Origin of the sequence: Mesorhizobium yinganensis (assembly GCF_040081985.1) — a bacterium.
Classification (GTDB): Bacteria; Pseudomonadota; Alphaproteobacteria; order Rhizobiales; family Rhizobiaceae; genus Kumtagia; species Kumtagia yinganensis.
In genome coordinates, this window is sequence record NZ_JBEBMH010000038.1 from 36,262 (window position 1) to 47,018 (window position 10,757).

Annotated in this window: 14 protein-coding genes; 3 read left to right on the top strand and 11 right to left on the bottom strand. The window is 62.9% G+C overall.

Going from position 1 to position 10,757, the window contains the following annotated elements; translation table 11 throughout:
- Positions 1–137: 137 nt before the first annotated feature.
- The 11 genes from ABMA59_RS33180 to ABMA59_RS33230 form a co-directional block, all read right to left on the bottom strand.
- Positions 138–602, bottom strand: a complete 465-nt coding sequence (locus tag ABMA59_RS33180; protein ID WP_349009639.1) for a hypothetical protein — start codon at positions 600–602, stop codon at positions 138–140.
- Positions 586–1,215: a DUF1419 domain-containing protein gene (locus ABMA59_RS33185; protein ID WP_349009640.1), complete on the bottom strand. Its 630-nt coding sequence runs from the start codon at positions 1,213–1,215 to the stop codon at positions 586–588. The genes ABMA59_RS33180 and ABMA59_RS33185 overlap by 17 nt, the downstream gene beginning before the upstream one ends.
- An 85-nt stretch (positions 1,216–1,300) precedes the next feature.
- The gene (locus ABMA59_RS33190) at positions 1,301–1,693 is read right to left on the bottom strand and encodes a hypothetical protein (protein WP_349009641.1); all 393 of its coding nucleotides are present in this window, start codon (positions 1,691–1,693) and stop codon (positions 1,301–1,303) included.
- An 84-nt stretch (positions 1,694–1,777) separates the two neighbouring features.
- Positions 1,778–2,254 carry a hypothetical protein gene (locus ABMA59_RS33195; RefSeq protein WP_349009642.1) on the bottom strand — a complete coding sequence of 159 codons (477 nt, stop codon included), beginning with the start codon at positions 2,252–2,254 and terminating at the stop codon, positions 1,778–1,780.
- 104 nt (positions 2,255–2,358) lie between these two features.
- Complete coding sequence (locus ABMA59_RS33200; protein WP_349009643.1) at positions 2,359–4,473, bottom strand: ParB/RepB/Spo0J family partition protein; 2,115 nt, start codon at positions 4,471–4,473, stop codon at positions 2,359–2,361.
- Positions 4,474–4,590: 117 nt separating this feature from the next.
- Complete coding sequence (locus ABMA59_RS33205; protein ID WP_349009644.1) at positions 4,591–4,791, bottom strand: hypothetical protein; 201 nt, start codon at positions 4,789–4,791, stop codon at positions 4,591–4,593.
- Positions 4,788–5,192 (bottom strand): hypothetical protein, encoded by a 405-nt coding sequence (locus ABMA59_RS33210; RefSeq protein ID WP_349009645.1) that lies wholly within the window; start codon positions 5,190–5,192, stop codon positions 4,788–4,790. The genes ABMA59_RS33205 and ABMA59_RS33210 overlap by 4 nt, the downstream gene beginning before the upstream one ends.
- Positions 5,193–5,303: 111 nt before the next feature.
- Positions 5,304–5,444 carry a hypothetical protein gene (locus tag ABMA59_RS33215; protein WP_349009646.1) on the bottom strand — a complete coding sequence of 47 codons (141 nt, stop codon included), beginning with the start codon at positions 5,442–5,444 and terminating at the stop codon, positions 5,304–5,306.
- Between the two features lie 121 nt (positions 5,445–5,565).
- Positions 5,566–6,420: a hypothetical protein gene (locus tag ABMA59_RS33220; RefSeq protein ID WP_349009647.1), complete on the bottom strand. Its 855-nt coding sequence runs from the start codon at positions 6,418–6,420 to the stop codon at positions 5,566–5,568.
- A complete protein-coding gene (locus tag ABMA59_RS33225; RefSeq protein WP_349009654.1) occupies positions 6,420–6,794 on the bottom strand; it encodes a DUF2958 domain-containing protein in 375 nt (124 codons plus the stop codon). The genes ABMA59_RS33220 and ABMA59_RS33225 overlap by 1 nt, the downstream gene beginning before the upstream one ends.
- Positions 6,795–6,969: 175 nt before the next feature.
- A complete protein-coding gene (locus ABMA59_RS33230; RefSeq protein ID WP_349009648.1) occupies positions 6,970–8,166 on the bottom strand; it encodes a DUF932 domain-containing protein in 1,197 nt (398 codons plus the stop codon).
- A 212-nt stretch (positions 8,167–8,378) separates the two neighbouring features.
- Here ABMA59_RS33230 and ABMA59_RS33235 point away from each other — a divergent pair, with 212 nt between their 5' ends.
- From ABMA59_RS33235 to ABMA59_RS33245, 3 genes are all read left to right on the top strand, one after another.
- Positions 8,379–9,575 carry a DUF1173 domain-containing protein gene (locus ABMA59_RS33235; RefSeq protein WP_349009655.1) on the top strand — a complete coding sequence of 399 codons (1,197 nt, stop codon included), beginning with the start codon at positions 8,379–8,381 and terminating at the stop codon, positions 9,573–9,575.
- A gap of 54 nt (positions 9,576–9,629) precedes the next feature.
- Complete coding sequence (locus tag ABMA59_RS37415; RefSeq protein ID WP_425476025.1) at positions 9,630–10,367, top strand: hypothetical protein; 738 nt, start codon at positions 9,630–9,632, stop codon at positions 10,365–10,367.
- Between the two features lie 107 nt (positions 10,368–10,474).
- On the top strand, positions 10,475–10,757 hold a 283-nt coding region (locus tag ABMA59_RS33245; RefSeq protein WP_425476026.1), incomplete at its 3' end, for an IS3 family transposase.

A 10,757-nucleotide genomic window follows, 5' to 3' on the forward strand; every position in this document is an offset into this window, starting at 1 on the left:
TCGCTCTTCCTCCAGCGGCATGGACGAAGAAAACCGGCGAAGGGCTTCTGGAAGGCGGTTAGCTGTCGCCTTTCCCACTCGGTCCGGACCACGGTGGAGCGTCCGGCGAGATGCCGCGCGCTTCAACCGGCGGCCGGTTATGCCGTCCAGATCGAAGAAGCGGCTAGGTGATGAGGAAGGGTACGACAGGGGCGCGTTTCGGCCGATCGGGCGCGGTCGACAATGAAGACCTCGTCCGTATTGGCCTCAAACAGCATGGGGATGCGGTCGCCGACCGCGACGCACTCGTTGATCCAGTGTCGATCGATATCGCGGAATTTTGCGGCGGGACCGGGCCGGACATAGACGATGGTAAAATGCGACAGCGTCTCGCCGATGGGTGCGGCGTAGAAATATTCCTTCACCTCGATCGCGACACCGCCGGTGCCGTAGGAGGTCGAGACCGTATCGCCGGGTCGCACCAGATCGGCGACGGTCGGGGAGCCGGGCGGTGTGCGACGGTACTGGCGTCTATCCGGAACGCCAAGGTCGGCGGTGTAGGTGGAGTGGGCTTCCCAGCTCGGCTTATTCGCCGGCGGCGACTGTTTACGATGGTTCCGCATCGTTGCCCGCTCCCCTCCTCGACCGTGCGCGGACTGCCGGCATGCGGCTGTCAATCTCTTCGTCGGTCATATCCTCCAAGAGCTTGAGGGTGGTGCCCTGCTCCGCGACGTAGGTTGGGATGGTCCGCTTTCCGTGATGTTCCGGCGGCCAGGCATCGGGATTGGTCTCGCCGGCGATGCCTCTGAAGTCGGCATGTGTGGCAGACCAGATCGCCTCGAGCTTTTCCTCACGCGTCATGCTGTCGACAGCGCCCGTCTCATGGGCGATGATTGCTGCTCGCATGGCATCGGGGCTGCGTTTGTCGGTCAGATCGCAGAAGCCGTGATACCATCGTTCGCGGCCACGGATCCTGATCGCGAAGAAGACGCTGGTGATATTGCCGGCCTTGTATTCGGACATGCCGAACATGCCGGTTCGCTGAAACAGCGGCGGCAACAGACCGAGCATGAAATGGTATTCGCCGGCCTCGATCTCGAACCATTCCGACGCGTAGGGCATCCCCGACAGGGGATCGACGCCTGGCGTATCGCTATGGCGGTTGAAGAGGGCAAACATCTGCTCGCGCGTTGCGATGCCCTCGAACACTTTTCGGAATGGGGGATGGGTGGACATGATATGTCTCCGGAATAGCCCAGCCTCCCGCCGTGCGGTGGCGCGGCGGAAGACGGTCGGTGGATGTGGGAGTCGTTGAGCCGTTTCAGGCGGCGCGGCGGTCGGCGGACTGTGCGGCGTCTCGTCGGACACCGGTGATGGCGCGGACGGCGGCGGCGAGCGCCGGAATGTCGTCAAGCATGGTCAGCGCGACGAAGTGATTGGCGCCGCCGGTATAGTCCGTGCGACCCTTGCAGGTACGGATCAGGATACCGTGCCCCGACGACATTCCGAATTGGCCGACCTGGATGTAGACGGCGGTGTGATGCAGGGTCACTTCACCGGAAACGGCGATGCCCGCCTTATTTGAACGAACGTCATAGCTACCCGGCGGCAGGGCAAGTTCGGCGGCTAGCTTCTTCAGCCGCGAGCGGGCTGTCGTGTGGAAACGTCTTTTCTGCTGCTCGTCATAGGAGCAGCTTCTTATCCAGTCGAACATGTCGATCTCCATGAAACGGGACAGGCCCGGCGATCGCTTGCGCGACCCCGAGCCTGTCGATGGTTGGTCTGTGAGGTTTGAAAGTCAGGCGGCTGAGCGGCCCTCCATGACGTCGGCGCCGACCTCGTCCGCGGTAACCTCTTCGAGATAGGCGCGGCTGTACGGATTGTTCGCGAGCCAGCGCTCGGCCGCCTCGCGGTTCAGGGCTAGATGCAGCAGCTCCGGGCTGTCACCGAGATCCTGCAGCACGCGGACCATGCCGATCGAAGGACGTTCGACGATCTCGAAACGGAGGTCGCTCTCCACAGAGTAGGTCCGACGGACAGAGACAACGACAACGCCGGATTCTCCGAAATCCCCTTCATGCAGTGCAAAGCACGCTGGCGAGCTATAGGTAATGCGCGTTCTCGGAGGTTCTTTCTTCACGAGGCGGCCGGTGCCGTTGCGGCTTTCCCAAGTGACCAACTTTTTTGTGAAGCGCGCCGGTGGTTTCGGGCTGGAGTCAAAGTACCGAATGACACTTCCCAGGCTGGCGCAATCGAAAATTGTATGGGCTGACATGTGGATCTCTCCATGTCGGAAAACGAAAAAGGGCCCGGCGACGATGCCGGGCCCGGTGCGAAGCGGGAGACCGATTACTCGGCGGCCTCGAGGTGGTCTGTGTCCTAGCCGACGACGGACGGTTCCTCCGATGCTGGATCGGCGAGGAAGGCCGGCAGCTCGGCGGCATCGCCGTCGAGAGCCGTCTCGTCCGTCACATCCTCGGTGACGGTTTCGCCGGCGTCGACCAACGCGTCGTCACCAGCGAGGCGTAGCGGCTCGGCCAGCCAGTTCGACCCTTCGAGCAGACGCGCGGCCTCACGAGCCATCAGGTCTTTCTTCATGTGATCGATCAGCTGCGCGGAATCCTCGCCGCGGGCCTCGCGCACCGCCTGGACGATCCGGGCCTTGGTGACGCGGCCGAGATAGTTCTCGACGGTCGGTTCCCAGCCGGCCGTCACCATGTCGAAGCCGAGCGTGGATGCGAGCGCGTCGGCATGGGCAAGCGCACTAGGCCGCTTGTTCCAGGGCTCGACGACGGCATTGAGCGAGAGGGAGACACAGTGCGCGAGCAATGCCTTGCGGCTGGCTTCGTCGAGGCCGAGCAGGAAATCCCACAGCTTGTCGCTGTCGGGCATATCCCGGTCCCATGCTTCGTGACGCTCGGCGATCTCTTTCGCCCAGGGGGTCTCGGCGAGACCCTGGACCTGGCCAAAGCTGTTGCTGACCATGGTGACCTCGAGGCAGCTGTCCTTGGCGAAGCGGTAGAACACCTGCAGCACGAGGGCATGGAGAACGGTGACGAAGGCTATGTCGACGTCGCTCGCCAGCGCGTTGCGCAGCGCCAGCGTCTTCTGCGCGGTGAGATCGAAGACAAGCCGTTCCGGCAGGGGCTTGATGCCGTCTTCCTCGGGCTCCTCGGCTGCGTCGGATGCACCGTTCGTCGACCGGCCGTTGACGACGACACCCTTAGTGCCATCCTGGTCGGACTGCGACGCGTCGCGATCGCCGTGGCCGGCCTCTTCGTCATCGTCATCCACCTCGGCCCGGGGCTCATCCTCGGGACGGACGAAGCCGGCCTCGACCTGCAGCTGGCCGTTGGCGCCGAGCGTCACGAACGCGCCGGCGATAGCCTTCTGCACCGGATCGTAGGCCTGGGGACGGTCGCTCAAGCCGTCAAGCTCGGCGCCGAGCTGATCCAGCTTGTCCTCGATCTCCTGATCGGCGTCCTCCATCTCGGCATATTTGGCGTCGAGCGCATCATACTCGGCCTTGACCGCGTCGTAGCGGGCGATCTCCTCGGCGCTCATTTCCGCCGGTTCGGCATAGATGCGCCGCATGCCGGAGGTATGCCCGTACGGGAAGCTGATCGCCGCCTCGACCCACTTCCAGCCGTCGCCGCGGATGGTCTCGGCGTCGAGCTTGAGCTTGTCGAAGACCAACTGCTCGAGGAGCGCCGCATCCTGGAACCACCCGCCGGAATCCTGCTCGAACAGGTCGCGCAGGATGACGCCGCCGGCAGCCTCGTATGCCTCGGCTCCGACATAGACCGCTCGGCGGTCGTCGGCGCGAACCGTCGTCTCCGTCAGCAGGCGCCGGATGTAGTAAGGTTCCTGCATATGCGGATTGCCGGAAATGCGCTCCCAGACCTGCTCCTGCCGGGCATGGTCGTTGGAGATCGAGAAGGCCATGATCTGCTCGAGGCGGATTTCGTCCTTCTCGTAGAGGTCCAGCAGCTTTGGCGAGACTGAGGCGAGCCTCAGCCGCTGCTTGACCGTCGCCGCCGACACGAAGAAGCGGGCAGCGATCTCTTCGACATCGAGACCCTGCTCCTTCAGTGCCTTGAATGCACGAAACTGGTCGAGCGGATGCAGGTTCTCGCGATGCACATTTTCGGCAAGCGAGTCCTCTTCGGCCGACGTCGTCCCGCTACGGTTGACGATGCAGGGGATCGGCTCGTTCTTTGCTAGGCGCTTCTGCTTGACCAGAATGCCGAGCGCGAGATAGCGGCGGCCGCCGGCAGGCACTTCATAGGTGCCGGTCTCCTCGCCGTCTCCATCGAGGACGGGACGGACGTTCAGGCTCTGCAGGAGCTTGCGCCGGCCGATGTCCCCGGCAAGCTGCTCGATGGTGACGCCGTCCTTCACCCGGCGGACATTTTCCTGCGACAGGACAAGCTTGTCGTAGGCAATGTTCTCCGAGGGGTTCATTGCGATCTTCTGAATGGCGCTTTTAGCCATGGTCAGGTCTCCATGACGGGCGGCCCAGGGTCTCTCCCCGAACCTCCAAACCCGTCAGGAACCCTCCCCTCCGCCCTCTGCCTCTCGCGGCCGCCGCGCCGGCGCCGACCGGCGGCCTCAATGCCGTTCGGCGACATCGACCCGTCCAGATTTGCGCAGCGCCTCGAGCAAGCGGGCATGATCCATGAGGATGTGGATCAGCGCCTGGCGATCGACGGTGACTGACTTGCTGGTGCTGCGCGTGCGATCGTGCCGCTCATGCAGGACTTCGAACTCTTCCATGGTGGTGTAGAGCTGGAGAATGGGACGACTGCTCATGGCGCGATCCTCCGATTGGCCGGGATAGGCACGGTGTCGACTTCGGGGATATTCCAGATCTCGGCGCCGGCGGCAGCGTATCGGGCGGCGACGGCGTGCAACGGCGCATAGGAGAGGCCACGCCAGGGGGCCGCGTCGGGCTCACGGCCGACGGCGACCAGCGGGCCTCGCAACGTCAGGTGCACTACGATGTCGAACGCCACACATCGGCTGTCGATGACCGGCAGTCCGGCGGCGATGCACTGGGTCTTGATCGGCTCACAGCCATAGCCGGACAGCATCGCGCCGTCGCGATAGTGGAGCGTGAAGCCGCCGCGGCCGATGAAGAGGTGGCCACCTTGGGTCGCCAGCGCGGCGACAATGTCGGCGGAATAGTCCGGCGTGGATTGCTGTTGCAACATGAGAGGATCTCCGCGACGGCTGGCGGGAGGGATCGCCGCCTAGAAAGCCGTCATGGCAAAAGCCACCCCCTCGACCGAGGGGTTGGCTGGAAATCCGGTCGATGCTGCCGCTTACAGGGGCGTAAAGACGGGACGCTGGGCGCTGACCTGGTATTTTTTGCGAAGCGCCTCGATCGCGATATTCTGACGCTCGATCTTGCGTCGCAGCCGCTCGAGATCGGCCGCGGCATTGTCGGTCAGTCGATCGAGCATGCGAAGCTAGGTTTCCTCGTCCTTGCCCGTCCAATTGGATATGCGGCGGTTGTAGCGACGCATTTTCGGGCGGCAGTCGATCGTCTCCGTCTCCGCACGATCGCGCAGTGACCGTTCAAGCTCACAGAGATTGTGGCGTGTGTCGCGCAGGCTCGCCTCCATCCGGGTCAACGCCGTGCAAGCTTGAGGATGGCTCATCATGGCGTGCTACCTCTCCGTTCGTGGGTATCATGGTCTTGACGCGGCGTACGACGACAGCTCGGGTGTCGGCATCCTGGGCGAGGCGGCGGATCAGCTCGAGCTCGGCATCCGAGCAGTCGCCACGCACCTCGAGATCAATCCAGTGGCCGGCCCGGCCGACATGGGAGTCGCGCAGCCGGTGACCCGAGGATGTGTAATAGCTCTCATGCGGATCGTTGAGTCGCACACGGGTCCGGAGGAACAGAATTCCGTTACCGAGATTGCCGCAGAACAGGAACTCGTCCGCGGGGGTAGTCTTCGGGCCACCGCCGATTTTGCGATGGCCGATCTGGCGAAACGCGTCGTCGAATTTTTTGGGGTTCGGCGTCGTGCGGGCGGTAAGCTTGCCGTCAAAAACCCAGGGTGGCCGGTACGGGTCGACCTTACCAACTGCGATCTGGTGCAACAGGTCGAGCAGATAGGCGGGGTCCGCCGGATACGGGCAACCCCGCCATAGTTTTCGGACGGTGTTGCGAAGATCGTCGGGTAGCGCGAACAGCCGCGCACGAGCCTTGTGCCAACCGGCGGCGCGCAGTGCACGCTGTTCGTGTTCACGCTCGTCCCACCAGACATGGCGGCGGGCCATTTCTTCGTCGACGCCATGTTGCCCCGCGGCAATCATCTCCGCGAAGAGCGGCAGCGCCTCGCGTTCGAGGCGCTGCTTGCGCTTGAAGGCGGCGCGTTTGCGGGACGTGTCGCGATAGGGCTCGGGTTTTGGCCAGGGACGGAAGCGCATCAGGTTCCCTCCCCGCGTCTTGCCCGCGCGGCGTTCGAAAGGATGCGGATGGCCGCGGGTATGTTGCCCGTCTCATGGGCGGCTTCGGCATAGGCGGAGATCGGGAACGCGCCGGTGAAGAAGACGTCACGTTCGATATGCATGCCGAACGGCAGCTCAAGCGTGGCAAGCTCTTCGAGGCTGAACGTTCCGAGCTCCGGACAGCCAAGATCGGTGAGACCGAAGCACGTGTCGTTGTCCGCGTCGAGCTCGGTCGCGAGCCAGGTGCCGATGCCGACCGGATTGAAGAATTTGATCACCGGCACATGGTCGCGGTCGCTCTGACGACCATTGGCGAGAAGCTGTTCGCGCAGGTCTGGCGTCAGCAAGGGCATGGGAGTTTGGGAAGTTTCGTTCATCGGCTTGCTCCGCGACGGGCGGCCACAATTCCTGTGCGACCTCCTGACCCGTCACGACGAAAGGCGCCGTCCTCCTGGCTGTGAGGTCGGCGCCTTCGAGTGGTGATCGGGAGGCCGACGGTGCGATATGGGATCGCCGGTCTGGGCAGGCTCAGTGGACGAGATCGAGGAGCTTCTTCGCCTTGCCTTCCATCTCGAGGCGGACATCCTGGTGCTGCTTGTCGCGTGCGACGCGCGTGATGCCTTGGACAAAGTCGAACACGGACGCCGGCGGATGGCCCTCGTCGGTGAGCACGGCGTCGATGATCTTGGTGGTTTCGGCCTTGGAGAAGCCGCGCTTGCGCAGGAATGTCGTGCGATCGTAGTCGTTTCGGGCAACGACGCGCTCGCGCGCCGCCTTGATGCCGTTGACGAAGGGTATCGGCGAGGATTCCGCGAACTGGATCAGGGCCGGTTCGGCTTCGAGCGCAAAGCGGGAGGCGGCATATTTGGAGTGCCGGATGATGATTTCCTGGAAATCCTCGACCCCCCAAAGATTCCGATTTTGGCACACGGCGCGCAGGTAAAAACTTGCAATTCCTAGGGTTTTAGAGCCGACTTCGCTGTTCCAGGCGTAGAATCCGCGGAAGTATAGATCGGGTTCGCCGTTCGGTAGCCGCCCGGCTTCGATCGGATTCAGATCGTCGACGAGGAAGACGAAAATGTCACGGTCCGACGCATAGAGCGTCGTCGTGTCCTTCGAGATGTCGACGTTGGGATTGTAGATGCTGGTCGACCAGTCTAGAATGCCGGGCACTTTCCAACGTGTGTCGCCGGTGCCGTTGCCGGCGATCTTTTGGACGGCGTCGACCAGTTCTGAGTCGAATATTCTGCCGTAATCCGGGCCTGTTACCGCTCGAAGCTCGAGGCGGCCGTTCTCGATCTCCAGCGTCTTGACCTTTTCGGCGCGATGCGTGGAAAGGCCATACTGCAGATTGATGCCGGCAAGCGCGGCTGGCAGCTGACGCAGATAGGTCGCAGGCGCACCGACCAGGCTGGCGAGCTGACCGAAACTCCAGTGCGTCGGCGCGACCGGAGCGTGGGCATCGGGCAACATGAGCGTCAACCGTTCGGGATTGTCGCGAGACGCTTCGACCCGAATGGCCTCGCTCTCGACGATCCGTGTCTTGCTGCGTTCGGACCGGCGCCTCACCGCATTGTTGAGGTCGGTGAGCGACAGGTAGCGCTCATCGTCCGACCGATTGAACCATTCCGACGACACGCGACCGATGCGCTGGCCACGGCTGACATCGACCTTATAGCCGTTGGGCGTCGTGCGTGACGGCGCCAGAATCTCCATATGCGTCATGATCGTTCTCCGCGACGGGCGCCGGGAGCCTCTCTCCTGACCTCGGCCCGCCGCCGCATCCCGGCCTCCCCTCTCCCTCTTGATGCGCCAGCCGGCGCGCGAAGCGCGCGGGCGCCGCGGCGGCGCTCCCTCGACTGTTCAAGGTTGCGTCGCCGCCGAAACCGTGAATCAATGAGACAGGGGATGCGGCGGCGTCCGGAGCGATGGAGGCAATGCGACGATTCAAACTTGCTGAGCAGGTGATCGAAGAAACGGCGCCAGACCTTCAGCCCGTGTTAGCCTACGCTTACCGTAAGCGCGTTCGACCGCTCTGCCTGTGCAAAGAACCAGGGCTCGCAATGTATATCGCCCAGGTCGGAGAGCAATACATTGTCAAACGCATGCCGATGTCAGGTGGCGGGCACGATCCGGCGTGTCCATCCTACGAGCCGCCTGACGAACTGTCCGGTCTCGGCGTGTTGATGGGAAGCGCAATCCAGGTCGATCCGGAGAGCGGGATGTCGGCACTGAAGGTCGCTTTCAGTCTGACGAAAATCGGCACACGGGCTGCGCCAGGCGTTGGAGCCCTCGCAAACGACACCATAGCCGGCGACGCAAAGAAACTCTCTTTGCGCAGCGTGCTCCACTATCTCTGGCACCAGGCCGAGCTGACTGCCTGGACCTCAAAGTGGGCTGGTAGGCGTCACTGGTGGAATATTCGTTGGCACCTGGTCGAGGCTGCGAGCCAGATGATGGTGAAGGGCGGGCCGCTCAGCGAGATTCTCTTCGTGCCTGAACCGTTCCGGACGACTGACAAGACCGCGATCGAGCAGCGCCGGACCGCGGCCCTGGTCCCGGCACTTCCGCCGAAGGGCGGGCCGCGGAAATTGATGATCCTGGTGGGCGAGGTCAAGGATTTTGCTCCGACACGCATCGGCCACCGATTGATCGTCAAGCACATGCCGGACTTTCCGCTGCTGCTGAACGAAAGCTTGTATTCGCGTCTGAAGGGTCGCTTCGAGAACGAACTTGCGCTGTGGGACGCGGACGGGGCATCTCACCTGATGGCAATCGCGACGTTCGGGTTGACGCCGGCGGGCCTTGCGGTCGTCGAGGATATGGCGCTGATGGTGGTCGCCGAAAACTGGGTGCCCTACGACTCCGCATACGAGAAGAGGGTGGTGGACACACTGGCCAAGCTGCGTGATCGCAGCGTCAAAGGGTTGCGCTACAATTTGCCGGCAGAGACACCAACCGCCTCTGCGATGCTGCAGTGTCAATCGCAGCCGGTCGCACTTTATGTGGTCCCGCCTTCGGCGGACAACGCTTACGAAGAGGCATTGGAGGAGCTGATCTCGTCACGGCCGGAAATCGGTGCCTGGATCTGGCGCACGTCGGAGGGCGAGATCCCTCCCCTGCCCTTCCGATGAGCTTCGACTGGCTTAGCTGTCAGTGGATTCCGGATCGACGGGCAAGTTTCGGCTGTGGTCGGGACGCGCGACCAAGTCGACCTCTGCATCACTGAAACCGAATTTCTTCATCATAGCGCGATGCTCGCTGGAGCCCAGGTAGACCAACAAAGCCTGGTCGATTTCCTGCCTGAAAGCATCGTCGGATTTGCTGAAAGCGAACGATCCGAATGCTGGCTCCTTCTCATCGCATCCTATGACCACAACTGCCCACTGATTGTCGGGATTTCGGTCGAGGAATCCGCTATGCGCTCTGGCGACACTCGCATAGGCATGAGCTTTACCGTCCGCTACCGCTCGAGCGGCATCGGCATAGGTCTCGAATACCAGGATGTGACGGTCCGGGACACCGAGATCAACTGCAAAGCGGTGCTGTATCTGGTCGCGTATGACAGCGAGCTTGCACCCGTCAGCTCTTACAACCGACCTGTATCCGGTCAGTCTCAAGGGATTGCCTTTCTACACCAGCAGCCCATCGGGCAGCGCCCAAATTGGCCTGCTGAAGGCCGCTATCCGCCGGCGCTCCTCATTCGCGAAAAGACCGGTGGTCATCCGCCAACGCCCCTCGGTCAACCCCGGAAGGAGCTGCCGCGTTGGCCTGATCGGCGATCTCGCCTTTTTGCGTTGCGGTATGGAATTGTGCGTTGCAATATATGCTGCACGGAGTATGATCCCGCTATCGGCCATCTACTCCTCCCAGATGCGATGCCGATGCTGGATGCGACGCACCTCCTCCCGCTTCGTGTTCGATAATCGAGCCCGCTGCCACCTCCTCCCGGCAGCGGGCTTCTCTTTTGGGGCAGGGTTTGTCAAGCAGACGGGACTTGCTCCGTACATCCAAGGGCGCACGGAACCATTCCGTGCTGTCGGTGGGCGCGCAGTGCCGCCTGCTGTCGATCTCGCGGTCCTCGTTTTATTACGAGCCGCAGGGCGAGTCCGAAACGAACCTCGCCCTCATGTTGCTGATCGACAAGCAGTTCCTGGAGACCCCATTCTACGGCGTCCAGCAGATGACCTGGCACCTGCGCAACGAGGGCCATGCCGTGAACGTCAAGCGCGTCCGGCGGCTGATGCGGCTCATGCGCCTGATGCCGATCTTCCAGAAGCCGGCCACCAGCAGGCCCGCGAAGGGGCACAAGACCT

Excerpts from the sequence above, each read along its gene's own strand:
- ABMA59_RS33180 (WP_349009639.1), bottom strand. The coding sequence starts at position 602 with ATGCGGAACCATCGTAAACAGTCGCCGCCGGCGAATAAGCCGAGCTGG.
- ABMA59_RS33185 (WP_349009640.1), bottom strand. The coding sequence starts at position 1,215 with ATGTCCACCCATCCCCCATTCCGAAAAGTGTTCGAGGGCATCGCAACG.
- ABMA59_RS33190 (WP_349009641.1), bottom strand. The coding sequence starts at position 1,693 with ATGTTCGACTGGATAAGAAGCTGCTCCTATGACGAGCAGCAGAAAAGA.
- ABMA59_RS33195 (WP_349009642.1), bottom strand. The coding sequence starts at position 2,254 with ATGTCAGCCCATACAATTTTCGATTGCGCCAGCCTGGGAAGTGTCATT.
- ABMA59_RS33200 (WP_349009643.1), bottom strand. The coding sequence starts at position 4,473 with ATGGCTAAAAGCGCCATTCAGAAGATCGCAATGAACCCCTCGGAGAAC.
- ABMA59_RS33205 (WP_349009644.1), bottom strand. The coding sequence starts at position 4,791 with ATGAGCAGTCGTCCCATTCTCCAGCTCTACACCACCATGGAAGAGTTC.
- ABMA59_RS33210 (WP_349009645.1), bottom strand. The coding sequence starts at position 5,192 with ATGTTGCAACAGCAATCCACGCCGGACTATTCCGCCGACATTGTCGCC.
- ABMA59_RS33215 (WP_349009646.1), bottom strand. The coding sequence starts at position 5,444 with ATGCTCGATCGACTGACCGACAATGCCGCGGCCGATCTCGAGCGGCTG.
- ABMA59_RS33220 (WP_349009647.1), bottom strand. The coding sequence starts at position 6,420 with ATGCGCTTCCGTCCCTGGCCAAAACCCGAGCCCTATCGCGACACGTCC.
- ABMA59_RS33225 (WP_349009654.1), bottom strand. The coding sequence starts at position 6,794 with ATGCCCTTGCTGACGCCAGACCTGCGCGAACAGCTTCTCGCCAATGGT.
- ABMA59_RS33230 (WP_349009648.1), bottom strand. The coding sequence starts at position 8,166 with ATGACGCATATGGAGATTCTGGCGCCGTCACGCACGACGCCCAACGGC.
- ABMA59_RS33235 (WP_349009655.1), top strand. The coding sequence starts at position 8,379 with ATGCGACGATTCAAACTTGCTGAGCAGGTGATCGAAGAAACGGCGCCA.